The 23,943-nt window shown below is 59.9% G+C and carries 20 protein-coding genes and 2 tRNA genes; 11 read left to right on the top strand and 11 right to left on the bottom strand.

The window, feature by feature from the left end:
- The first annotated feature begins 26 nt into the window (after positions 1–26).
- A complete protein-coding gene (locus AACU78_RS25045) occupies positions 27–1,091 on the top strand; it encodes an imelysin family protein (protein ID WP_106578336.1) in 1,065 nt (354 codons plus the stop codon).
- Between the two features lie 2 nt (positions 1,092–1,093).
- Positions 1,094–2,194 carry a DUF1513 domain-containing protein gene (locus AACU78_RS25040; RefSeq protein ID WP_106578335.1) on the top strand — a complete coding sequence of 367 codons (1,101 nt, stop codon included), beginning with the start codon at positions 1,094–1,096 and terminating at the stop codon, positions 2,192–2,194.
- A 120-nt stretch (positions 2,195–2,314) separates the two neighbouring features.
- Here AACU78_RS25040 and AACU78_RS25035 read toward each other — a convergent pair whose 3' ends face one another.
- From AACU78_RS25035 to colR, 5 genes are all read right to left on the bottom strand, one after another.
- Positions 2,315–2,542 (bottom strand): hypothetical protein, encoded by a 228-nt coding sequence (locus AACU78_RS25035; protein WP_106578334.1) that lies wholly within the window; start codon positions 2,540–2,542, stop codon positions 2,315–2,317.
- Positions 2,539–3,258 carry a lipopolysaccharide kinase InaA family protein gene (locus AACU78_RS25030; RefSeq protein WP_106578333.1) on the bottom strand — a complete coding sequence of 240 codons (720 nt, stop codon included), beginning with the start codon at positions 3,256–3,258 and terminating at the stop codon, positions 2,539–2,541. Before AACU78_RS25030 ends, AACU78_RS25035 begins: the two co-directional genes overlap by 4 nt.
- A 4-nt stretch (positions 3,259–3,262) precedes the next feature.
- Positions 3,263–3,943 (bottom strand): class I SAM-dependent methyltransferase, encoded by a 681-nt coding sequence (locus tag AACU78_RS25025; protein WP_106578332.1) that lies wholly within the window; start codon positions 3,941–3,943, stop codon positions 3,263–3,265.
- 188 nt (positions 3,944–4,131) lie between these two features.
- A complete protein-coding gene (locus AACU78_RS25020; protein ID WP_106578331.1) occupies positions 4,132–5,412 on the bottom strand; it encodes a sensor histidine kinase in 1,281 nt (426 codons plus the stop codon).
- The gene (gene colR, locus AACU78_RS25015) at positions 5,402–6,085 is read right to left on the bottom strand and encodes a two-component system response regulator ColR (RefSeq protein ID WP_003175870.1); all 684 of its coding nucleotides are present in this window, start codon (positions 6,083–6,085) and stop codon (positions 5,402–5,404) included. Before colR ends, AACU78_RS25020 begins: the two co-directional genes overlap by 11 nt.
- Positions 6,086–6,286: 201 nt before the next feature.
- Between colR and AACU78_RS25010 the strand changes: the two genes are divergently transcribed.
- Entirely contained in the window at positions 6,287–8,236 is a 1,950-nt protein-coding gene (locus AACU78_RS25010) for an LTA synthase family protein (protein ID WP_106578330.1), read from the top strand.
- An 88-nt stretch (positions 8,237–8,324) separates the two neighbouring features.
- Here the strand turns inward: AACU78_RS25010 and groL are convergent, their stop codons facing one another.
- The 5 genes from groL to AACU78_RS24985 form a co-directional block, all read right to left on the bottom strand.
- The gene (gene groL, locus AACU78_RS25005; RefSeq protein WP_106578329.1) at positions 8,325–9,971 is read right to left on the bottom strand and encodes a chaperonin GroEL; all 1,647 of its coding nucleotides are present in this window, start codon (positions 9,969–9,971) and stop codon (positions 8,325–8,327) included.
- Between the two features lie 50 nt (positions 9,972–10,021).
- Complete coding sequence (locus tag AACU78_RS25000; protein ID WP_017846112.1) at positions 10,022–10,318, bottom strand: co-chaperone GroES; 297 nt, start codon at positions 10,316–10,318, stop codon at positions 10,022–10,024.
- A 247-nt stretch (positions 10,319–10,565) separates the two neighbouring features.
- Positions 10,566–11,042: an FxsA family protein gene (locus AACU78_RS24995; protein WP_016971150.1), complete on the bottom strand. Its 477-nt coding sequence runs from the start codon at positions 11,040–11,042 to the stop codon at positions 10,566–10,568.
- A gap of 66 nt (positions 11,043–11,108) precedes the next feature.
- Positions 11,109–11,840, bottom strand: a complete 732-nt coding sequence (locus AACU78_RS24990) for a HugZ family pyridoxamine 5'-phosphate oxidase (protein ID WP_106578328.1) — start codon at positions 11,838–11,840, stop codon at positions 11,109–11,111.
- Positions 11,841–11,933: 93 nt separating this feature from the next.
- Positions 11,934–12,941, bottom strand: coding sequence for a DUF481 domain-containing protein (locus AACU78_RS24985; RefSeq protein WP_106578327.1), 1,008 nt, complete (start codon positions 12,939–12,941; stop codon positions 11,934–11,936).
- 133 nt (positions 12,942–13,074) lie between these two features.
- On the opposite strand from AACU78_RS24985, the gene AACU78_RS24980 reads away from it, so the two are divergent.
- The 4 genes from AACU78_RS24980 (at position 13,075) to AACU78_RS24965 (ending at position 17,832) form a co-directional block, all read left to right on the top strand.
- Complete coding sequence (locus AACU78_RS24980; protein WP_106578326.1) at positions 13,075–13,437, top strand: MGMT family protein; 363 nt, start codon at positions 13,075–13,077, stop codon at positions 13,435–13,437.
- A gap of 43 nt (positions 13,438–13,480) precedes the next feature.
- A complete protein-coding gene (locus tag AACU78_RS24975) occupies positions 13,481–15,013 on the top strand; it encodes an AmpG family muropeptide MFS transporter (protein ID WP_106578325.1) in 1,533 nt (510 codons plus the stop codon).
- 129 nt (positions 15,014–15,142) lie between these two features.
- Positions 15,143–16,858, top strand: a complete 1,716-nt coding sequence (locus tag AACU78_RS24970) for a proline--tRNA ligase (RefSeq protein WP_106578324.1) — start codon at positions 15,143–15,145, stop codon at positions 16,856–16,858.
- Between the two features lie 20 nt (positions 16,859–16,878).
- The gene (locus AACU78_RS24965) at positions 16,879–17,832 is read left to right on the top strand and encodes a hypothetical protein (protein WP_106578323.1); all 954 of its coding nucleotides are present in this window, start codon (positions 16,879–16,881) and stop codon (positions 17,830–17,832) included.
- A 130-nt stretch (positions 17,833–17,962) separates the two neighbouring features.
- On the opposite strand, the gene dinB is transcribed toward AACU78_RS24965, so the two are convergent.
- Positions 17,963–19,021, bottom strand: coding sequence for a DNA polymerase IV (gene dinB / locus AACU78_RS24960; protein ID WP_106578322.1), 1,059 nt, complete (start codon positions 19,019–19,021; stop codon positions 17,963–17,965).
- Positions 19,022–19,301: 280 nt separating this feature from the next.
- Here dinB and AACU78_RS24955 point away from each other — a divergent pair.
- The 4 genes from AACU78_RS24955 (at position 19,302) to AACU78_RS24940 (ending at position 23,871) form a co-directional block, all read left to right on the top strand.
- A tRNA-Met gene (locus AACU78_RS24955) sits at positions 19,302–19,378 on the top strand.
- A gap of 208 nt (positions 19,379–19,586) precedes the next feature.
- A tRNA-Met gene (locus AACU78_RS24950) sits at positions 19,587–19,663 on the top strand.
- Positions 19,664–19,942: 279 nt separating this feature from the next.
- Positions 19,943–22,585, top strand: coding sequence for a bifunctional lysylphosphatidylglycerol flippase/synthetase MprF (gene mprF, locus AACU78_RS24945; protein WP_106578321.1), 2,643 nt, complete (start codon positions 19,943–19,945; stop codon positions 22,583–22,585).
- Entirely contained in the window at positions 22,585–23,871 is a 1,287-nt protein-coding gene (locus AACU78_RS24940; RefSeq protein ID WP_106578320.1) for a virulence factor family protein, read from the top strand. The genes mprF and AACU78_RS24940 overlap by 1 nt, the downstream gene beginning before the upstream one ends.
- The last annotated feature ends 72 nt before the right edge of the window (positions 23,872–23,943 follow it).

The raw sequence follows: 23,943 nt of genomic DNA, 5'->3' as shown, positions 1-23,943 counted from the left end.
GCCGCACTTACAGAAGGGAGCTCGACATGTTTCGTCCCAAGTTGTTGTTCACCAGCCTGGCCGCCCTCGCCCTCGGCGCCTGCTCGCCGCAAGACCCACAAGCGGTGACCTCGGCGGCTATCGCCAAGCAAGTGATCCTGCCGACCTACAGCCGTTGGGTTGAAGCCGACCGCCAACTGGCCGTCAGCGCCCTCGCCTACTGCCAGGGCAAAGAAAGCCTGGAGACCGCCCGCGCCGACTTCCTCCACGCGCAAAAAGCCTGGGCCGAGCTGCAACCGCTGCTGATCGGCCCGCTGGCCGAGGGCAACCGTTCGTGGCAAGTGCAGTTCTGGCCGGACAAGAAAAACCTGGTCGGCCGCCAAGTCGAACAACTGGTCACCGCCCAGCCGCAGATCGATGGCGCGGCCCTGGCCAAGTCCAGCGTGGTGGTACAAGGCCTGTCGGCCTACGAATACATCCTCTACGACGCCAAGACCGACGTCGCCGACGAGGCCCAGAAAGCCCGCTACTGCCCGCTGCTGGTCGCCATCGGCGAGCGTCAGAAAGCCTTGGCTGAAGAGATCCTGGCGAGCTGGAACAGCACCGACGGCATGCTCGCGCAGATGACCAAGTTTCCCAACCAGCGCTACGCCGATTCCCACGAAGCCATCGCTGATCTGCTGCGCGTGCAAGTCACTGCGCTGGACACGCTGAAGAAAAAACTCGGCACGCCGATGGGTCGCCAGACCAAGGGCATCCCGCAACCGTTCCAGGCCGATGCATGGCGCAGCCAGTCGTCCCTGCAAAGCCTGGAAGCCAGCCTGGCTGCGGCCCAGACCGTGTGGACCGGCGTCGACAACAAAGGCCTGCGTGGCTTGTTGCCGTCGGAGCAGAAGCCGTTGGCCGACAAGATCGACGCCGCCTATGCCGCGTCTTTGAAGCTGTTCGCCAGCAATCAGCGCACGCTCAACGAACTGTTGGCCGACGACGCCGGCCGCCAGCAACTCAACGACATTTACGACAGCCTCAACGTGGTCCACCGCCTGCACGAAGGCGAGTTGGCCAAAGCGCTGGGCATTCAACTGGGCTTTAACGCCAACGACGGTGACTGATGATGCTCAGGCGACAGGCTTTGGCGGTGGGCAGTGTGCTGCTCAGCGCACTCACGTTGGGCGGTTGGACGCTGTTCAAGCAGAAGGGCTTAAAAAGCCCGTTGCTGCTCTCGGCGCGTGATGATGCCGATGGCAAGCACTACGCCGTGGGCTATCACCTGGACGGCAAGCAGGTGTTTGCCACCCAGGTCGGTCAGCGCTGCCACGACATCATCAACCACCCGACGCTGCCAATTGCGCTGTTTGTCGCCCGTCGCCCGGGCACTGAGAGTTACCTGATCAACCTGCGTGATGGCGCGTTGCTGCAGACTATCACGTCGAATGCCAATCGCCATTTCTATGGGCATGCGGTGATTCACAAGAGCGGCGACTGGTTGTATGCCACCGAGAACGACACGTCCGACCCGGGCCGTGGGTTGCTGGGTGTGTATAAGTTCGAGGGCGAACGGCTGGTGCACAGCGGCGAGATGTCGACCCACGGTATCGGGCCGCACCAAGTGTCGTGGATGCCCGACGGGGAAACCCTGGTGGTGGCCAACGGCGGGATCCGTACCGAGGCGGAAAGCCGGGTTGAGATGAACCTCAATGCGATGGAGCCGAGCCTGGTATTGATGCACCGCGATGGCCGGTTGATCAGCAAGGAAACCCTGGGCCAGCAGATGAACAGCGTGCGTCATATGGGGATTGCCGACGACGGCACTATTGTCACGGGGCAGCAGTTCATGGGGCCGTCTCAGGAGCGGTCCGAGTTGCTGGCGATCAAGCGACCGGGGCAGCCGTTTGTGGCGTTCCCGGTGGCGGATGAGCAGCTGCAGGCGATGGGGCATTACACCGCCAGCGTCGCCGTGCACAGTGAATTACGCCTGGTGGCGCTGACGGCGCCGCGCGGCAATCGCTTTTTTATCTGGAACATGGACAGCGGCGAGCTGCGTCTGGATGGGCCTTTGCCCGACTGTGCCGGCGTGGGTGCGGTAGCGGACGGGTTTGTGGTGACTTCAGGCCAGGGGCGCTGCCGCTTCTACGACTGTCGCCAGAAGCAGTTGGTGGCTAAACCGTTGGAGCTGCCGTCAGGATTTTGGGATAACCATCTGCATGTGATTTGAAATCGACACCTGTGCGTGACTGCGGTGACGGACAGGTGCTGCGGCCCAAATCAACAGGCAAAGAAAAGGCCTCGCATCGCAAGGCCCTTTTCGGGGGTTTGAATCTATTCAACGCTTTATTCAGCTCTGCGGCCTCATGCCCTGAGACATCCCGAACATGAACAACAACAACTCATGATCAGGCTTGACCGCCACACTCGCCTTGGCGATGCGCGGTAACGGACACTGCCCGCCCCCTTGCACCGCACTGAGCACTTGTGTCCGAGGCAGCTCCCAGGCAGCCAGCGCCAGGGCTGAAATGCCCAACGCGCCGACCAGGAACAAACCTCGTGCCATTTCTAGCTTCATCTGGTTAAACCCTTGATAGCGCTGCCAAACGCCGTCTCGTAAAAGTAGCTGAGTTTTTTCCAGTCGGTATCGTTCCACGACGAATGGCGCCGCAGTTGCAGCATGTCATGGGACGCCGCCCGATAAGCGGTCAAACGCTGCCGGCATTTTTCAAAATCCAGCAACGCCACTTCTACTTTGGCCGAGTCGCCTTCTCCGGTTACGCGTACGAACACGTGCTTGATGTACAGGCAGCCATGCTGCCAGCGGCCCTTGTGCATACGTGCCAGGGTGCCCGCCAATTCCTCGAGCAGACGCTCATGCACCGCCTCACCGTATTGCTCACGACCACCGGCGGCGTACCAGTTTTCGATTTCGTCGAAACCGTCGAGGGACGCCGTCACCAACAACGCTTTCCATTGATGCTCAGGGTCGCGACGTGCCTCGCAGAACACCAGCTCCGGCACGCGTACGTTCAATGAACGCAAACCCCTGAGGGCATCACGCTCACGCAGTACGGTGGGGCGCCCAAACGGGTGAAGCCAGCTGCGGTAGATGTGGCCGGTCTGGCGTTTGCTGTAAAGCAAGCGGCCGTTGGGGCTCATCACGCGTTGCACACCACTTTCACCGCCACGTCGGCGATTGGGTTCTTCAACCCACTCGCCCTGCAGGCGCCAGAAAAAATCGAATCGTTCCTCGGGAGCTACATGACTGCCTACTACGCACTCAACTGCCATCCTGTTACCTCTTACGCAATACATATACTCGCCACATGGCGTAGAGCGGTATGAAGTCCAGGGATTCCTGAACACGGAAACCGGCCTGCTCAAACTCTGCCTCGACAGTAGCAGCCGGTAACACAAACCGGTTTTGGTAACCTTCCTGCTCACCTCTGTTGCGACGCTTCACTTCGGCGCGTTTGCGTTTCCAGGCCTTGAAATTGCCATCCACCCACAGCGAAATAATCACGCTGTCGCGGGTAACCCGCTGAAATTCTCGCAGTATTGTCATCCTGTGCGCCGGATCACCAATGTGGTGCATCAAGCGCATGCAGAAAATACTGTCGACCGAGTTATCCGGCAAATCGATATCAAAGGCAGAAGTCTGCAAAGGTCGTACCCGTTTCACCACGTCCGCTGGCTGAGCAACGGTCGCGACCTTGAGCATCGACGCTGAATTATCGGCCCCGATAATCACACGGTTGGGTTTCTCAGCCAACAGCGGCCAGAAGCGCCCGGCGCCGCACGGCAGGTCCAACACCAGGCCAGGTTCGCCGGCCATGGCCAGCGCACCCCGCGCCAATTGCTCGTCGCGTTTGTGGGACAACCGGCGAGCCAGATTGTCCTGATGCTTGAGCAAATAATTTTGCGCGTGCTGATCGTCGTACTTTTCAGAAAAATCGAGCTTGATCGGGGTAGACATCAACGGATCTCCAGTAGCTGATGCCTACAACCTTATGCAGCGAACTGTGATCAACAGGTCAACCCGTTGTGAAAAACTTGTCCTGTCCAATCTCATACATTTCAAGACTTTACAGACACAAGCAATAGCATGGGGCCATCTTCGCCGATTTACGGTGATGTCTGGCAGGATAACGGCAAGGGTGAGTGTCAGGGATTGACCTGACTCAACTGCACGTGGAAACGACAGCCGTTGGGTTCCATCGTGCTGAGACTGACCGTCCAGCCCTGGTTCTCACAAATACGCTGCACCAGCGATAATCCCAGGCCAAGCCCTTCGCCGCGCTTTTCGCTGCCACGCACGAACGGCTCGAACATCGCCTCACGCTTGTCTTCGGGAATCCCTACACCGGTGTCCTCCACCACAAAACCATTGGGTTCGAGGGTCAGGCGGATGAAGCCCTGCTCGGTGTAATGCAGGGCATTGCGCAACAGGTTGCCCATAACGGCGTGGAGAAAAGTGGTGTTGTAGCGCGCGTCCGAAGGGTTGCCTGGCTGGTAGATCAACGCCAGGCCCTTGCGCTCGATCGGCTCGCGCCAGATGCCGAGCAAATCGTCCGCCACCTGCGGCAGCGTTACCTGCGGCGACATGGCCGCTTCATCGTGTTCGGCACGGGCCAGCATCAGGAAGGTCTGCACCAGCTCACGCATTTCTTCACAGGCACGCGCGATGCGCTCAACCTGATTGCGGCCGCGCTGATCGATCGCCGGATTTTCCAGCAGCAGTTCGCAGGAACTGGCCAGCACCATCAAAGGCGTGCGCAATTCATGGCTGACGTCACTGGTGAACAATTGCTCGCGTGATAACGCCTGTCGCAGACGCCCCAGTGTGGCATCGAAGGCCACGGCCAGTTCGCCGACTTCATCCGCCGCATAATCGGGTGCCAGCGGTGGCGCCAGGCCCAGCAACTGGTCGCGATGACGCACCTGCCGAGCGAGCCGCACCACCGGCGCCATCACTTTGCGCGCCAGCACCCAACCGAGGAACACCGCCAGCGCCAGGCTGAGCACGAAGCCCACCAGCACCACGGCAAATAGAACCCGCTCGCGTTCCTCGAAGTCGCTTTGGTCCTGCAGCAGGACATACCGACGGCCATCCACCACTTCGACCATGGCGTGGTAAGACAGCGCCTCGCGGAACACCTCATGAAAGCCGGGTTCCAGGTGCCGCAAATCCTTGGGCAGCTCGAAATCCCCACGCCCGCCACTGAAATAGAACAGTTGGTCGGGCTCTGGTCGGTGGCTCCAGTCCTCAACGCTGTCCATCAACAACAGCCGTTGCAAGTCGCCGCCCAAGCCTGCCGAAATCAGTTTTTCTTCTACCAGGTGCACAGTCGCAACGATGCCCATGGCGAACGCCCCCGCCACCAACGCACTCATCAAGGCAAAGGCGATGATGATCCGCTGGGCAAGGCTTTGCTTAAACTCCATCACGACCCTCGGCCAGGCGATAACCCACACCGTGCACGGTTTGCAACAGCGGCTTGGCGAAGGGTTTATCGATCACTTGGCGCAATTGGTGGACGTGGCTTCGCAGGCTGTCGCTGTCGGGGCAGTCATCGCCCCACAAGGCCTCCTCGAGAATTTCGCGACGCAGCACATGCGGGCTTTTTTGCATCAACACCGCAAGCAACTTCAGGCCCACAGGGTTGAGTTTGAGCAGGCGCCCTTCGCGGGTGACTTCCAGGGTATCGAGGTCGTAGCTCAAGTCGCCGACTTGCAGGGCGCGGCGGCCGCCACCCTGGGCACGGCGCAGCACGGCCTCAATGCGGGCGGCCAACTCCGACAGCGCGAACGGCTTGAGCAAGTAATCATCGGCGCCGGACTTGAAGCCCTGCAGCCGGTCATCCAACTGGTCACGGGCGGTGAGCATGATCACCGGCGTGTCGCGGCGCGCGTCTTCACGCAGGCGTTTGCACAAGGTGTAGCCATCGATGCCAGGCAGCATGATGTCGAGCACGATCAGGTCGTAATGCTCGGTAGCGGCCAGGTGCAGGCCCGACAAACCGTCCTGCGCACAGTCCACGGTGTAGCCCTTTAGCCCCAGGTAATCGGCAAGGTTGGCCAGAATATCGCGGTTGTCTTCAACCAATAAAATTCGCATGGGCAGTGTCTCCGTACGCGGTAACGGCCGTGTTGGCTCGCGCAGCTTAAGGCCAAGTGTGGCTCAGGGATAGACCTCAGAGCCTTGTCGATAAAGGTTTTCAACCAATAAGATAAACCAACAAGTTTTTCACTATAGCTTCACAAACTGACTACAGTGTCAGGCCGAAGATCACCGCCCATCGATATAAGGAACATAGACATGGGGTTTCTCAAAACAGCGCCTATGCGCTTTCTGCTGCTCGTAACCGGCACGTGGCTGGTTATTTTCCTGCTCACGCGCAGTGTGCTGCTCTTCACGCACCTGGACGAAGTGGGTGGCAACCTGCTGCCGGTGTTTGGCGTCGGCTTGCTCTACGACCTGGGCTTTCTCACCTACGCCGCCCTGCCGCTGGGGCTGTACTTGCTGCTGTGCCCGCCCGCGCTGTGGCGTCGCCGCGGCCATCGCTGGTTCCTGCAGGCCGTGCTGACGGTCAGCCTGTTCGCGATGCTGTTCACCTCGGTTGCGGAGTGGCTGTTCTGGGATGAGTTTGGCGTGCGTTTCAACTTTATCGCCGTCGATTACCTGGTGTACTCCAATGAAGTACTGAACAACCTGTTGGAGTCGTACCCGATCGGCAAGCTGCTCAGCTTGCTGGCGATGTTGGCGATTGTGTTGAGCCTGGCCCTGCGCAAGCCCTTCAATGCGGCGATGCGCGCGCCTCTGCCGCCCATGCGTGGCCGGCTGCTGAATGCGCTGGGCTTATTGATCGTCGCCGGGCTCAGCCTGCAATTGATCAGCCAGGACAGCCCACGCGCCCAAGGCGGTAACGCTTACAACAATGAATTGGCCAGTAATGGCCCGTATCAGTTTTTCGCCGCGTTCCGAAACAACGAGCTCGATTACACGCAGTTCTACAAAAGCCTGCCTGACGACGTCGTTGCCAGGCAATTGCGAGCCGAGCTCAGTGAGCCCAATGCGCGCTTCGTCGGCACTGACCCGCTGGACATACGCCGGGCAATCACCAACCCCGGCACGTTGCGCAAACCCAATATTGTGCTGGTGACCATCGAAAGCTTCAGTGCCAAGTACATGGGCAGCAACGGCGATGGGCGCAACCTCACGCCCAATCTGGATGCCTTGCGCAAACAAAGCCTGTACTTCAGTAACTTTTATGCCACCGGCACCCGTACGGACCGTGGCCTGGAAGCGATCACGCTGGCGATTCCCCCCACGCCAGGCCGATCGATTGTCAAACGTATCGGGCGTGAAAGCGGTTTCGCCAGCCTCGGCCAGCACCTCGGTGCCATCGGCTACGACAGCGTATTTGTCTACGGCGGGCGCGGTTATTTCGACAATATGAACGCGTTTTTCAGCGGCAACGGTTACCGGGTGGTGGACCAGAGCAGCGTGGCCGAATCAGAAATCTCGTTCAAAAACGCGTGGGGCATGGCCGACGAAGACCTCTACCGGCAAACCCTGAAGCTGGCCGACGCCGATTACGCCAAACAGCAACCCTTCTTGCTGCAACTGATGACCACCTCCAATCATCGCCCCTACACCTATCCGGAAGGGCGCATTGATATCAAGTCCGGCAATGGCCGTGACGGCGCGGTGAAATACACCGACCACGCCATCGGCGAGTTCCTCAATGCGGCACGCCAGAAACCCTGGTTCGATAACACGATCTTTGTGTTTGTCGCCGACCACACCGCCGGCAGCGCAGGCAAAGAGGACTTGCCTGTCGCCAACTACCAGATCCCGCTGTTCATCCATGCACCCAAGCTCATTGAAGCGCGTGAAACAGCGCAACTGGCCAGCCAGATCGACCTGGCGCCCACCTTGCTGGGCCTGATCAACCTGAGCTACGAGTCGACCTTCTTCGGCCGCAACCTGTTGCAGGACAATCCGCTGCCGCCACGCGTCGTCATCGGCAACTACCAGCACCTTGGGCTGTTTGACGGCAATGACCTGGCGATCCTCAGCCCGCGCCAGGCCCTGCGTCGCCATGATCAGGCGCTGGGTGAGAGCCAGGAGTTGCGTGTAGGCAGTGACGACCCGTTGATCCAGCGCGCAATCACCTACTACCAAGGCGCGAGCTACGGCTTCAAGCAACAATTGCTGAGCTGGAAGGCACCCAAGGAAGTCATCCCACAGGTGAGCACGCGCTGACCCGCGTGCCTGCGGCAAATACCGCGCATAAAAAAACCCCGCCTGCATCACTGCAGGCGGGGTTTTTCAGGTGCCGGGTAAGGCTGGCTTACATCATGCCGCCCATGCCACCCATGCCGCCCATGTCTGGCATACCGCCGCCAGCCGAGCCTTCTTTCTTCGGTGCATCAGCGATTGCAGCTTCGGTGGTCAGGATCAGACCGCCGATGGAGGCCGCTGCCTGCAATGCCGAACGGGTCACCTTGGTAGGGTCCAGGATGCCCATTTCGATCATGTCGCCGTAGACGCCAGTTGCAGCGTTGTAACCGTAGTTACCTTTGCCGTTCTTGACTTCGTTGACCACAACGCTCGGCTCGTCGCCGGAGTTGGCAGCGATCTGACGCAGTGGAGCTTCAACGGCACGACGCAGTACAGCGATACCCACGTTCTGGTCTGCGTTGTCGCCTTTGAGGTCAACCAGCGCTTCCAGAGCACGGATCAGCGCAACGCCACCGCCAGGTACCACGCCTTCTTCAACGGCTGCACGGGTTGCGTGCAGGGCGTCTTCAACGCGGGCTTTCTTCTCTTTCATTTCAACTTCGGAACCAGCGCCAACCTTGATCACTGCAACGCCGCCGGACAGCTTGGCCAGACGCTCTTGCAGTTTTTCACGGTCGTAGTCCGAGGAAGTTTCGGCAACCTGGGCACGGATCTGAGTGATGCGAGCCTGGATGTCCTGGTCTACGCCAGCACCGTCAACGATGATGGTGTTTTCCTTGGAGATGGTCACACGCTTGGCGCTGCCCAGGTTTTCCAGGGTGGCGCTTTCCAGGCTCAGGCCGATCTCTTCGGAGATAACGGTACCGCCAGTCAGCACAGCGATGTCCTGCAGCATGGCCTTGCGACGGTCGCCGAAGCCTGGAGCCTTGACGGCTGCGACTTTAACGATGCCACGCATGTTGTTCACAACCAGCGTCGCCAGGGCTTCGCCTTCAACGTCTTCGGAAACGATCAGCAGTGGGCGGCCGGCTTTGGCAACGGCTTCCAGCACTGGCAGCATTTCGCGGATGTTGGAGATCTTTTTGTCGACCAGCAGGATCAGCGGGCTGTCCAGCTCGGCAACCATGGTTTCTGGCTTGTTGACGAAGTACGGGGACAGGTAGCCACGGTCGAACTGCATGCCTTCTACAACCGACAGTTCGTTTTCCAGGCCAGTGCCTTCTTCAACGGTGATCACGCCTTCTTTACCGACTTTTTCCATGGCTTCGGCAATGATGTCGCCGATGGAGCTGTCGGAGTTGGCGGAGATGGTACCGACCTGAGCGATAGCCTTGGTGTCAGCGCATGGCTTGGACAGGTTTTTCAGCTCAGCAACAACAGCGATGGTCGCCTTGTCGATGCCGCGCTTGAGGTCCATCGGGTTCATGCCGGCAGCAACGGCTTTGTAGCCTTCGTTGACGATAGCTTGAGCCAGAACGGTAGCGGTGGTGGTGCCGTCGCCTGCGTCATCGTTGGCACGGGAGGCAACGTCTTTGACCAGCTGCGCGCCCATGTTCTCGAAACGGTCTTCCAGTTCGATTTCTTTTGCTACAGAAACGCCGTCCTTGGTGATGGTCGGAGCGCCGAAGCTCTTCTCGATGATCACGTTACGGCCTTTAGGGCCCAGGGTCGCTTTTACTGCGTCAGCCAGGACGTTGACACCGGTGAGCATTTTTTTACGGGCGGAATCGCCGAATTTAACTTCTTTAGCAGCCATGATCGATATTCCTTAAATTCTTTGGAGTAACGGAAAAATGAGCGGGAAAATCAGCCTTCCAGTACAGCGAGAATTTCGTTCTCAGCCATTACCAGCAGATCTTCGCCGTCAACTTTCACAGTGTTGCTGCCGGAGTAAGGGCCGAAAACAACCTTGTCACCGACTTTAACGGCCAGCGCACGCACTTCACCGTTTTCCAGAGTCTTGCCTGGGCCTGCAGCGACGATCACACCGTGGTTGGCTTTTTCAGCAGCCGAACCTGGCAGAACGATACCGCCAGCGGTTTTCTTTTCTTCTTCGCTGCGACGGATAACGACGCGGTCGTGCAGAGGACGAAGCTTGCTCATTGTCGATCTCTCCTAATTGTGTTTTTCATCGGCCGGTATCGTTACCGGCGGGTTGTATTCCGACTGTGCCGGTCGCGCCTCGCCAAGCAAGACGCGGAAGTCTGTCTGGTGTCGCCACCAGAAACCTTGCGGTGACCGTTACATAAGGGCGCATAAGCTTATTACAAGGGGCCGCGGCGGAAATTTTTTATGTTTGCCGACGCACAAAAGCAACACGGCACCCGAAGGTGCCGTGCCAATAAAACGGTTATTTGCTGTCGCGGTGTTCGAATTCGCCTTCGATCACATCGCCCTCGCGTCCCAACGGCTGGCGCGGAGCCGGGCCACCACGGGGTTGCAGGTCATCGGCGAACGCACGCTGGCGAATCGCCGCTTCTTCGGCGCGCTGACGCATCTTGCCGGCCAGCAGCTTGCGAGTGACCGGCAGCAGCATGACCAGGCCGACCACGTCGCTGATGAAACCCGGCAGGATCAACAGGCCACCGGCCAGGGCCATCATCAGGCCTTCCAGCATGGTTTGCGCGGGCAGCTCGCCGCGGTTCAGGCTTTCACGCGCACGCAACGCTGTGGCCAAGCCGGCGACGCGCAGCACCAGAACGCCGAGCATCGAGCCGAGAATGATCAATAACAGGGCCGGGAAAAACCCGATCGCACTGCTGACTTGAACGAATACGAACAGCTCCAGCACCGGGAACAGCAGAAAGAGCAATAAAAAAGGGCGCATCAAATGGTTCCTCAACGCAAGAATGCCTTGCCAGTCCACCTTAGATGACGTCGCCATTTCGTGAATTCAAGCGTTGGCAGGCTCTTTTTTCGGCCAAACCTCAGCGTGGGCCAATGAAACCAGGGCTTCGCGTACTTGTGTCGGAGTGTTGCAAGGCGTCGCGAACGGCAACCAATGCAGCGACTGGCCAATGCGCAGGTGCATGCCTTCGCTGTCGATGCCGGCCAATTGCGCAGGTTCAAAGGTCGGCAAGCCGGTCAATGCGACGTAATGGGCGATGGCCTTGGTGTGGTCGGCGTTCATGTGCTCGACCATGCTGCGCTCGGCCTTGCCTGCAAATGGGTTGGCCAGTGTCAGGTGGTCGACCCAGTGAATCGCGCCAAACCCGCCTATATAGCGGTGCCGCACCGGCTTGAGTACCCAGAAGTCGAAATCGTGGGCCTTGTGGTAGTTGGCCGAATCGGGGAAGTAACGGTAATAACGCTCGGCAGCCGCTTCAATGGCAGTGGCATCTTCGAGTTTCTCGGCTTCAGCCAGGTAGGTCAGGCGCCCCACCGCCTGCACGTCATCGGCCTCGCGCTCACCCACCAGCAGCGAACACTTGGGGTCTTTCTGCAGGTTATGGGTGTGCTGGGCGATACGGCTGATCAGGATCAGCGGGCGGCCCTGCTCGTCGAGGCAATACGGCACGACCGAGCCGAAGGGAAACCCGGGCATGGCTTTGGACAATGTGGAGAGAGCCCCACGGTATTCCTTGAGCAACAGCTCTCGGGCGTTCTTGGCAACGTGCGCGCTCAACGTATGACTCCTCGGGTATTCCGCCGCCCACAGCATATGGGAATGGATCTCAACACAAGGTAATCAATATCCGCGCAGGTTGCCAGAGTGCACTTACCAGGCCACGCCGAACCCTGCGGTGTAACGGGTCTTGCTCAAGCTGCTTTGCGATTCGCCACTGATGATGTCGCGTTCAGCCTTGAGGTTGAGGGACGCCCATTCGGTGACCTTGTAACGCAGGCCCATTTCCGCATCGAGGGAGTAATCGGACGGCCCGGCGAGCGGCTTGCCCACTTCGCCGTTGGTGAAGAACTCCACAGTCTTGCCCACCAAGTAGCGGTTGTAGTTCCACTTCATGGCCAGCGAGTAGAAATTGGATTTGCCGCCGTCGGCATATTCGTAATCGGTGCGGTTCACCAGCGAACCGAGGGAGAACGCGCCCAGCTCATCGTCCCAGAACTGGTAGCCAGGGCCGGTACCGACCGTGCGCTGGCGGGACAAGTCTTCCACCTTGTCGCGCTTGTAGGTCAGGCGGCCTTGCCAGAACCAATGCTCGGTGATGAAACGGTCCAGGTCATATTCCAGCGCCCAGTTGTCGGTGGTGGTGACGTCGTCCTGGAACTCGCGGTTGTATTCGCCCTGCGCGGTATGGCGCCACTGGCCGTGACGGGCCGTGGTCTTGAAGTCCACGTCGTAATCATTGGTGTCTTTGTCGGCGCGCTTGTAGTCCAGCGCCAGGTCGACGTTGCCCTTCCACACCAGGTCTTCGATGACCGGTTTGGGCTTGAGGATTTGCTGGATGCTGGCCAGTTCCACGGTTTTGGGCGCCTCGCCATTGGCCAGCACCACCTTGCCGTCATCCGCAGCTTTCAGGGATTTGGCCTTCTCACCGCTGTACGCGTCCTGCTTGACCAGCAACTCCTGGTCACTTTCCAGGGTTTTCACCTGCTTCCAATCCACCGGGATGGCCCCTGCGTAGCTGGTCTGAATCAGCAACTTGCCACCGTCGAAGACTTTGATCTTGCCGGTCAGGCGGTCACCGTTCTTTAACCACACGGTGTCGGCGAGCAGGGGCGTGGAGGCGCTGATAACAGCGAGGCACAGCAAGGTTCTGGACAACATAAGCGTATTCGGGGCTCAGGGTTGGCGAAAAAGGGGCGTTATCGTGTTAGATAGCTAGGACTGACTCAAGTATTTATATTGAGTTCAATTCTCAACACCATGATTACAGACGTTTCTTACAAAGACCCTGACGATGCCCACAGTGATTGAACCCGCCGATCCCCCCCAAAGCCCGGCAGAAATGCGCCGTACGGCGTTGTACCTGACGTTGGCGCAGGTGCCCGAAGGCTGCGTGGTGAGTTACGGCGAATTGGCGCAGCTGGCCGGGCTGGGCCGGGCGGCCCGCTGGGTCGGCCGCACGCTGAGCCAGTTGCCCGAGGACAGCCGGCTGCCCTGGCACCGGGTGCTGGGCGCCGGTGGTCGGATAAGTCTGCCAGTGGGCAGTGCCTCAGGTGACGAGCAACGTGCGCGTTTACGCAGCGAAGGTGTCAGTATCCTGAACAATCGCGTTGATATTCAGCGTCATGGCTGGCGCCCGGTAGAGCACAGCGGTTAGAGTGCGCGCTTTGTTTCCGCAAATCTGAGGCAGACTCCAGCCCATGCCCCGTAAAACCTGGCGCGCCGCGCTCGCCGCCTATGCCAGCCCCTCGACGTTAGTGCTGTTGTTGCTCGGTTTCGCCGCCGGCTTGCCTTACATGTTGGTGTTCTCGACGCTTTCAGTGTGGTTGCGCGAGGCCGGTGTGGCCCGCGAGACCATCGGTTATGCGAGCCTGATCGGCTTGGCCTATGCCTTCAAATGGGTCTGGTCACCGCTGCTCGACCAATGGCGTTTGCCGCTGCTCGGTAAACTCGGACGACGTCGCTCCTGGCTGGTGCTGGCCCAGACGCTGGTGATCCTCGGGTTGATCGGCATGGGCTTTTGCGACCCGCAAAAGCACTTGTCGTGGCTGATTGCGATTGCTGTGATCGTCGCCTTCGCCTCGGCCACCCAAGACATCGCGGTAGACGCCTATCGCCTGGAAATCGCCGACGACAGCCGCCAGGCCGCCCTCGCCGCCAGCTACATGTCCGGTTATCGCATCGCCGCCCTGCTGGCCACCGCCGGCGCACTGTTCTTTGCCGAAGGCTTCGGCTCGACCGGTTTCAACTATAAGCACTCGGCGTGGACCGGCACTTACGTGCTGTTCGGCCTGCTGATGATTCCGGCGCTGCTGACCACCCTGTTCATGCGCGAACCCAATGTGCCACTGCGCACGCAGTTGCAGGCCGGCCGCTACAGCTTCGTGCATCAGCTGGTCTCGGTGTTTGTACTGATCGTGTTGCTGGTGTCCGTCCCGGCGATGTTCACCCAGCTCTACAACACCGATTTCGCCAGCGTCCTGTTCCACGGCGTCAGCCTGTGGGAACTGTTGATGGAGGACCGCGCCTTCCTGCGCGCCATCCTCTATATCATCCTGACCACGCTGTGCCTGTCGGCCATGGGCCGACGCGGCCTGGCGCCGGTACTGACGCCGGTCAACGATTTTATCCTGCGCTACCGCTGGCAGGCCTTGCTGCTGCTCGGGCTGATCGCCACCTATCGCATGTCGGACACGGTGATGGGCGTGATGGCCAACGTGTTCTACATCGACCAGGGCTTCACCAAGGACCAGATTGCCGGAGTGAGCAAGATTTTCGGCCTGATCATGACCCTGCTTGGCGCCGGCATGGGCGGCTTGCTGATCGTGCGCTTCGGGATCCTGCCGATCCTGTTTATCGGCGGCGTGGCCTCGGCCGGCACCAACCTGTTGTTCGTGATGCTGGCGGACATGGGCCCCGACCTGCAGATGCTGATCTTCACCATTTCGCTGGACAACTTCAGCTCCGGCCTTGCCACCTCGGCGTTTGTCGCCTACCTGTCGAGCCTGACCAACCTCAAGTTCTCCGCTACCCAATATGCGTTGCTCAGCTCGATCATGCTGTTGCTGCCGCGCCTGATTGGCGGCTATTCAGGGGTGATGGTGGAGAAGTTCGGCTATCACAACTTCTTCCTGATCACCTGTCTGCTGGGCGTACCGACGCTGTTCCTGATTGCCCTGCACTGGTTTCAGGAAAATCGACGGATTCGGTTGAGCCCGCCCACCGAAGACTGACACACCTCTGTCAATGTGGGAGCAAGCCCGCTCCCACACCGCCTCTGCATTCTGATACCTGTACTCCAGCAGTTTGCGCCCGTACAATCCCAAGTCATTTCAAGTCCAAGCAACCGACAACGGCCTACCATGCGTACCAGTCAATATTTGCTCGCCACACAGAAAGAAACGCCTTCCGACGCGGTTGTGATCAGCCATCAGCTGATGCTGCGCGCCGGCATGATCCGCAAACTGGCCTCCGGCCTGTACACCTGGCTGCCCATGGGCTTGAAGGTGATGCGCAAGGTCGAAGCCATCGTTCGCGAAGAAATGAACGCCGCCGGCTCTCTTGAAGTGTTGATGCCGAGCACGCAACCGGCTGAGTTGTGGCAGGAATCCGGGCGCTGGGAAGAGTATGGCCCTGAGTTGCTGCGCTTCAAGGACCGTCATGGCCGCGACTTCTGCGCCGGCCCGACCCATGAAGAAGTGATCACCGACCTGATGCGCAATGAGCTGAGCAGCTACAAGCAGCTGCCGCTGAACCTGTATCAGATCCAGACCAAATTCCGTGACGAAATCCGCCCACGCTTCGGTTTGATGCGCGGCCGCGAATTCATCATGAAGGACGCCTACTCCTTCCACGCTGACCAGGCCTCCTTGCAGGTCACCTACGACCGCATGCACCAGGCTTACTGCAACGTGTTCACGCGCCTGGGCCTGAAATTCCGCCCGGTTGAAGCGGACAACGGCTCCATCGGCGGCGCCGGCTCCCACGAGTTCCACGTGCTGGCCGAGTCCGGTGAAGACGATATCGTCTTCAGCAACGGTTCCGACTACGCGGCGAACATCGAGAAAGCCGAAGCCGTGCCACGGGAAACGTCCCGCCCGGCGCCAAGCGAAGAGCTGCGCCTGGTGGACACCCCAGAGACCAAGACCATCGCGGCGCTGGTGGAAAAATTCAATCTGCCGATTGAAAAGACCATCAAGACCCTGATCGTGCGCGCCGAAGAAGAAGGCAAGCTGATCGCCCTGGTCATCCGTGGCGACCACGAACTCAACGAAATCAAGGCTGCCCAGCAACCTGGCGTGGCCAGCCCGCTGGTCATGGCCACAGACGCAGAACTGCGCGACGCAATTGGCGCCGGTGCCGGTTCGCTCGGCCCGCTGAACCTGCCGCTGCCGATCATCATCGACCGTTCGGTCGAGCTGATGAGCGACTTCGGCATTGGCGCGAACATCGACGACAAGCACTACTTCGGCGTGAACTGGGAGCGTGACCTACCAGTTCCAACCGTGGCCGACCTGCGTAACGTTGTCGCCGGCGACCCAAGCCCGGATGGCAAGGGCACCCTGGAAATCAAACGCGGCATCGAAGTCGGGCACATCTTCCAGCTGGGCAACAAGTACAGCAAGGCGATGAAGTGCGAAGTGCTGGGCGAGAACGGCAAGCCGATCACCCTCGACATGGGCTGCTACGGCATTGGTGTTTCCCGTGTGGTGGCAGCGGCCATCGAACAGAACAACGACGAGAAAGGCATCATCTGGAGTGACGCCCTGGCGCCGTTTCAGGTCGCTCTGGTGCCGCTGCGCTACGAAACCGAGCAAGTACGCGAAGCCACCGACAAACTGTATGCCGAACTGACGGCCGCCGGTTTTGAAGTGTTGCTGGATGACCGCGACAAGAAAACCAGCCCCGGCATCAAGTTTGCTGACATGGAACTGATTGGCATCCCGCACCGAATCGTGGTCAGTGACCGCGGCCTGGCCGATGGCAACCTGGAATACAAGAGCCGGACCGAAGCCGAAGCCCAACCGTTGCCGGTGGCTGACGTGCTGTCTTTCCTTCAGGCGCGTATTCGTCGCTGAAAACCAGATCAAGAGAAGTCATGTTCAAGCGAAACACCAGAGCCCTGGGGGGCGCCGCCTTGTGCGGCGCCCTGCTGGTCAGCGGCTGCGCCAACCAGATGTCGCAACGCAGTGAGCACGAGGAGCGGGTCGAGCGCAAATTGCTCGACCACAGCCTGCAGATCGATGTAGGTGAACCCAAAGTGCTGGAACTGCCGCAACGCCGGGTTCGCATTCACGAGCAAAAGACCTTTGAGGTCACCGAATTCGAAGTCACCCGCCGTTACGATCGCTACACCCCCTACCAGCCCTGGCGCAAACTCTACGAGATGCCCTTGGGCGCGGTCGCCCTGGTGGCCGGCGCGGGGGCCAACGTGGCGAACATCTTCGCCCTCGGCAACCTGCCGACCAGCATGACGCGCGACTGGCTGAGCTACGGCGTGGACGGCATCAACCCGTTCATGAACGTGCAATCCCACGGCCGTGCGCAACAGAACCTGGCCGGTATCGATGAAGTCCAGCGTGACAAGCGCACGGAGTATTCGAGCCTGCCCTGGAGCGAGCGTCCGGTACAGGTCACCGCCGGCAAGCAGACCCACGAGCTGACCACCGACCGCGACGGCGTACTGCGCCTGAACCTGTTGGACAGCCCGTTTGCCGAGCAGGACCTGAACCGCGTCACCACCTTGAAGATCAGCGTGGAAGATGGCCAGGACGACGTGCACTCGGACTCCACCCTGGCGATCAGCAATACCCTGCGCGGCAAGTTGCTGGAAGCCCATGGCCTGATCTACGACGACCTCGAAGACGACGAAGTCAACCAGTGGGTGCACCGGGTCAAGCGCCTGTCGGAGTTGGGCCTTGAGGAAGAAGCCAGTGAGCTGGAACAAAGCCTGATCGAACTGACCCGCAACGATCCCGAGTTGCAGCAGGAGTTTGTGCAGGCGCTGACCAAGGATGCGGGACGGTTGGTGGCGGACCCTGGGGCACGCTAGGACCTCAAGACAGGTAAAGAGCTAAATGTGCGCGCGGGCTTGCTCGCGAAAGCGGCGTATCAGTGATGAATGTATCCACTGACACGGCGCCTTCGCGAGCAAGTCCGCTCCCGCATTTGGCTTCCGGCTTCTACCAGGGGAACTGCAGCTGTTCGTTCCCGCTGCTCAGATCCAGCAACCGCACCCCGATCCCCAATAACCGCACCGGTTTGCCGCCGCGATTGAACGCCTGGGTCAACAGCTGTTGATAACTCTCCAGATCACGCCCCGCCCCTGCCTGCTCCAAGGTGGTTTGAGTAAAGTCGTGAAACTTCACTTTGACGAACGGCTTGCCCGCGCGATAGCTGCTGTCGATGCGCGCCATGCGTCCGGCCAGGGTTTCCATCAGCTCGGGCAGTTTCGCCAAGCAACTTGAGAGATCCGGCAAGTCCACGTCGTAGGTATTTTCCACACTGATGGATTGCCGACGGCTGTCGTTCTGCACCACGCGGTCATCAATCCCACGAGCCAGACTCCACAGACGCTCGCCAAAACTGCCGAATTCACGCACCAGCGCCAGCTTGTTCCACTCACGCAATTGCAGACAGTCTGCAATCCCCAGGCGCGCCAGCTTATCGGCGGTCACCTTGCCAACGCCGTGCAACTTGTTCACCGGCAACTGGGAGACGAAGTCTTCGATCTGATCCGGGGTGATCACAAACAGGCCGTTGGGTTTTTTCCAGTCGCTGGCGATCTTGGCCAGAAATTTGTTCGGCGCAACGCCGGCGGACACGGTGATGTGCAGCTGGTTGGAGACTCGGCGGCGAATGTCTTGAGCGATGCGCGTGGCACTGCCGCCAAAGTGCGGGCTGTCAGAGACGTCCAGGTAGGCTTCGTCCAGCGACAGTGGCTCGATCAGGTCGGTGTAATCGCGAAAGATCGTCTGGATTTCCTTCGACGCGTCCTTGTAGGCATCCATGCGCGGCTTGACGATGGTCAGGTCCGGGCACAGTTTCAAGGCGTGGCGGGAAGACATGGCCGAACGCACCCCATAAGCCCGCGCCTCATAATTACAGGTGGCGATCACCCCCCTTCTGTCCGCCGAGCCGCCAACCGCGAGGGGCTTTTGTGCCAGGCTCGGATCGTCGCGCATCTCGATGGCGGCGTAGAAGCAATCACAGTCGACGTGGATGATTTTGCGCTGCGTCATATAAACAGAGGGTGTAATCCAACGGGTGGCCAGTATCGCACTCACCCCTGTATATAGCACCAGTAGTTTGAATCTTCCGCTTCAGCGGTAGGAAATTTCACTGATGAATTTATTTTCTCAATCGAAATTCGCCTGCCGATAGAGCTGAAACCCTCGGCCACACTGGCCCCACGCCCTTCCAAGGGTTGCCTTGGAGAGCTAACCGATTGAACCACAAGCGCTTTTCTTCTATTCACGGGTTGACACACTCGCGTTCCTCTGTAGAATGCCGACACACAGACGCGGGATGGAGCAGTCTGGTAGCTCGTCGGGCTCATAACCCGAAGGTCGTCGGTTCAAATCCGGCTCCCGCAACCAAACATCAAAAAAGGCTACTCGAAAGAGTGGCCTTTTTTGTGCGCGCCTGTTTTGCATGTGTACGCAAATTGTAAGACAGAAAAATCGTTGTCCTGCGCGCACTTACCGCACGTGGTCGGCGTGCAACGGGCTAATTCACACTAATTTGACCCATCGGCCCATTAACGGTTGACACCTCGGCGTTGGGCTGTAGAATGCCGCCCACAGACGCGGGATGGAGCAGTCTGGTAGCTCGTCGGGCTCATAACCCGAAGGTCGTCGGTTCAAATCCGGCTCCCGCAACCAAACATCAAAAAAGGCTACTCGAAAGAGTGGCCTTTTTTGTATCTGGCGAAAAAGTTCTTCTGAAACAATGGCATGGCATCTTTCATGAAACCGTACACGGTTTGTAGAGTCCATCTCATTGCAAGCTATGCTGAATGCTCAAGCATTACCCTCTACGACCAATGGCCGCAGTCGCCGCACCCGGCGATACGCGTTAATATTTGTAATTATTTTGTCCATAGGGATTGGTAACTTGGCTGGATACCTCCATCCTGTCGCGCACAATCCACGAGGTGATTGATGCGCGCCAACTCGTCTGAACCACAAGACACCGTCACAGCGACACAACCGATCACACCCACCCGCTTGCGTTGGCTGGATCTGTTGAGCAAATACCGTCAGCCGATCGGGCTGGCCGTTACTCTGTTGCTGTTCGCAATCGCCCTGATCGCCTGCCGACACTTACTGCTGGAACTGGACCTGTATGCGCTCCACGACTCGATTCTGGAAGTGCCCAGACCCGCCCTGCTGGGTGCGTTCGCGGCGGCCGTCGCCGGTTTCATCATTCTGCTGGGTTATGAATTCTCCGGCGCACGCTATGCCGGCGTAAAACTGCCGGCCAAGACCCTGGCGCTGGGCGGCTTCACCGCCTTTGCCATCGGCAACGCCATTGGCTTGTCGATGCTCTCCGGCGGGTCCGTGCGCTACCGTTTATACGCACGCCACGGTATCGGGGCTTCGGAAGTGGCGCACATGACCGTGTTCGCCAGCCTGGCCCTTGGTACGGCGCTGCCGCCACTGGCAGCACTGGCCACACTGAGTAACCTGCCGGCGGCATCGACCTACCTGCACCTGTCGCAAGGCGTGCTCGGCGGTATTGCCGGTGCAGTGCTGCTGCTGTCCGCCGCGCTGTGCATCGGCATTTACCGCCGTCGCCTGCCGGAGCAACCTTATCCGGACAACCTGCTGGTCAAGGCGGGGCGTCGTACCCTGCGCCTGCCGGGCCGGCGCCTGACGTTCCTGCAACTGATCATCACCGCGCTGGACGTTGCCGCTGCCGCCACCGTCCTTTATATGCTGCTGCCGGAAGCGCCGCCGTTCGGCCCCTTCCTGCTGGTGTACCTGCTGGCCCTGGCCGCCGGTGTACTCAGCCACGTGCCAGGCGGTGTTGGCGTGTTCGAGGCGATTCTGCTCGCGGCATTCGCCGATAAGCTTGGCGCCGCGCCATTGGCTGCTGCCCTGCTGCTCTACCGCATGATTTATGTGGTGCTGCCGCTGCTGATCGCCTGCGTGTTCCTGCTGGTCAACGAAGCCCAGCGCCTGTTCCAGACCCAGCAAAGCCTGCGGGTCGCCTCCGGCCTGGCCGCGCCGGTGTTGGCCGTACTGGTTTTTTTGTCAGGCGTGGTCCTGCTGTTTTCCGGCGCAACGCCGGAAATCGACTCACGCCTGGAAAACATCGGCTTCCTGATTCCCCACCGCCTGATTGACGCCTCGCACTTCGGTGCCAGCTTGATCGGCGTGCTGTGCCTGTTGCTCGCCCAGGGCTTGCGTCGGCGTTTGTCGGCCGCCTGGATGCTGACCATGGTGTTGCTGCTCACCGGCGCCCTGCTCTCACTGCTTAAAGGCTTCGATTGGGAAGAAGCCAGCCTGATGATCATGACCGCCGTGCTGCTGGCGATCTTCCGGCGCTCGTTCTACCGCGCCAGCCGCCTGACCGAACTGCCGTTCTCGCCGCTGTATTTGGTGGCCAGCGTCTGTGTGTTGGGCGCCTCGATCTGGTTGCTGCTGTTTGCCTATCAAGACGTGCCGTACAGCCACCAGCTGTGGTGGCAGTTCACCCTGGACGCCAACGCCCCACGCGGCCTGCGCTCGCTGCTGGGTGCAGCGGTGCTGTTGGTGATCGTCTCGCTGACCTGGCTGCTGCGCACCGCGCGCCCGGTGATTCATCTGCCAACCCCGGACGAACTGGAACGCGCCACCAAGATCCTGATGGCCTCCTCACAGCCCGACGGTGGCCTGGCGCTGACCGGCGACAAGGCGCTGCTGTTCCACCCCAACGATGAAGCCTTCCTGATGTATGCCCGCCGCGGGCGCAGCCTGGTGGCCTTGTATGACCCGATCGGCCCGACCCAGCCGCGCGCCGAGATGATCTGGCAGTTCCGTGACCTGTGCGACATCCATCACGCGCGCCCGGTGTTTTATCAGGTCCGCGCCGAGAACCTGCCGTACTACATGGACATCGGCCTGACCGCGATCAAGCTGGGCGAAGAAGCCCGGGTCGACCTGAAACGCTTTGACTTGGAAGCCAAGGGCAAAGAGATGAAGGACCTGCGCTACACCTGGAACCGTGGCACCCGGGACGGCCTGTCCCTGGAGATCTTCGAACCGGGCCAGGCGCCGATGGAAGAACTCAAGGTCATCTCCGATGCCTGGCTGACCGGCAAGAACGTACGTGAAAAGGGCTTCTCCCTGGGCCGTTTCAGCGACGACTACCTCAAGCACTTTCGTATCGCGATCATTCGCTTCGAAGGGCGCCCGGTGGCCTTCGCCAACCTGCTCGAGACTTACAACCATGACCTGGCCAGTCTCGACCTGATGCGTGCGCACCCGGATGCGCCGAAGCTGACCATGGAATTCATGATGGTTGGCCTGATTCAACATTATAAGAACCACGACTACGCCCGCTTCAGCCTCGGCATGGTGCCGTTGTCGGGCCTGCAACCACGCCGTGGCGCACCGCTGACCCAACGCCTGGGCTCGATGGTGTTCCGACGTGGCGAGCAACTGTATAACTTCCAAGGTTTGCGCCGCTTTAAAGACAAGTTCCAGCCTGACTGGGAACCCCGTTATATGGCCGTGCCCGCAGGACTTGATCCGCTGGTGGCACTGGCCGATACCGCCGCCCTGATTGCGGGCGGCTTGACTGGATTGGTGAAACGCTGATGATTCGACGCTCCTGGCGGTATGTATTGGCCTTTGTAGTGCTGCTCGCGCTGATCGCGGCGGGTGGCTTCTGGTACTGGAACCGCCCTGCCCCGCAACCGACCCTGGAACAATTGCCCCAGGCCGACGGTTCGGTGATGACCCGTGTGACGCCTAACGGCTCGGCAAAAGCCCGTGTGGCCGTGGCCGTAATGGCCGATGAGACCCTGACCGATAGCCAACTGATTGCTCTGAGCCAGGGCGGCTCTGCGCAAATCGTTCAAGTGATCCTGCCAAAGGACGACTGCAAGCTGCAGGAACAAGCGCTGCAAAGCGCCCTGGCACAGCTCAAAGGCCCGGCAACGCTGGTCAGCGGCATCGGCCCTGGCGCAGCACTCGCCTGGCGCTGGCTGGCCACACAGAACGACGACAAGGCCAACGCCATCTCCGTCGGCTTCGCCCTGGTGCAGGAAGGTTGCAAGGACCCACTGCCGAAGACCTCTGCCCATGGCAATTGGCTGGTGGCGTGGAACGATAACCCTGACGACGAAAGTGCCAGTTTCGTACGCGATACCCCGCGCGCGACTACCAGCATCAGCGACTACGACATCCACTACCCGCAAGTGCTGAACAACGAACTGCGCAAGCAGCTGGTGGGTTCGGACAACGGCGGCCTGGCGATTCCGGTAGTTGAAGTACCGGCCGGCCAAGCCAAGGACACCGTCACCCTGTTCCTCTCCGGTGATGGCGGCTGGCGTGACCTGGACCGTGACGTCGCCGGTGAAATGGCCAAGATCGGTTACCCGGTCGTGGGCATCGACACCCTGCGCTACTACTGGCAGCACAAAACGCCTGAACAAAGCGCCAAGGACCTCACCGAATTGATGCAGCACTACCGGCAGAAATGGGGCACCAAACGCTTCGTGCTGACCGGTTATTCATTCGGCGCCGACGTACTGCCGGCGATCTACAACCGCATGCCTGAAAACGAACAGCAGCGCGTCGACGCAATCATCCTGCTGGCATTTGCACGCACCGGCAGCTTTGAGATCGAAGTGGAAGGTTGGTTGGGCAACGCCGGTAAAGAAGCCGCCACCGGCCCGGAAATGGCCAAGTTGCCGGCTGACAAAGTGGTGTGCATCTACGGCGCCGAAGAAGTCGACGAGAGTGGCTGCACCGACAAGACCGCTGTTGGCGAAGCCGTGAAGCTGCCAGGCGGGCATCACTTTGACGAGAACTACCCAGCGCTGGCACAGCGCCTGGTGGATATCATCGTCAAGCATCAGGCCAAGGACAAAGCCGAGTAATTTCGGGTATTGCATGGCTTGAAATGTGGGAGGGGGCTTGCCCCCGATGGCGGTGGGTCAGCTACAGATACG

It is taken from the genome of Pseudomonas sp. R9.37 (assembly GCF_963878885.1).
In the GTDB taxonomy this organism is placed as follows: domain Bacteria; phylum Pseudomonadota; class Gammaproteobacteria; order Pseudomonadales; family Pseudomonadaceae; genus Aquipseudomonas.
Note: the sequence above shows the minus strand (reverse complement) of the source record. Positions and strands in the feature narration are given on the sequence as shown.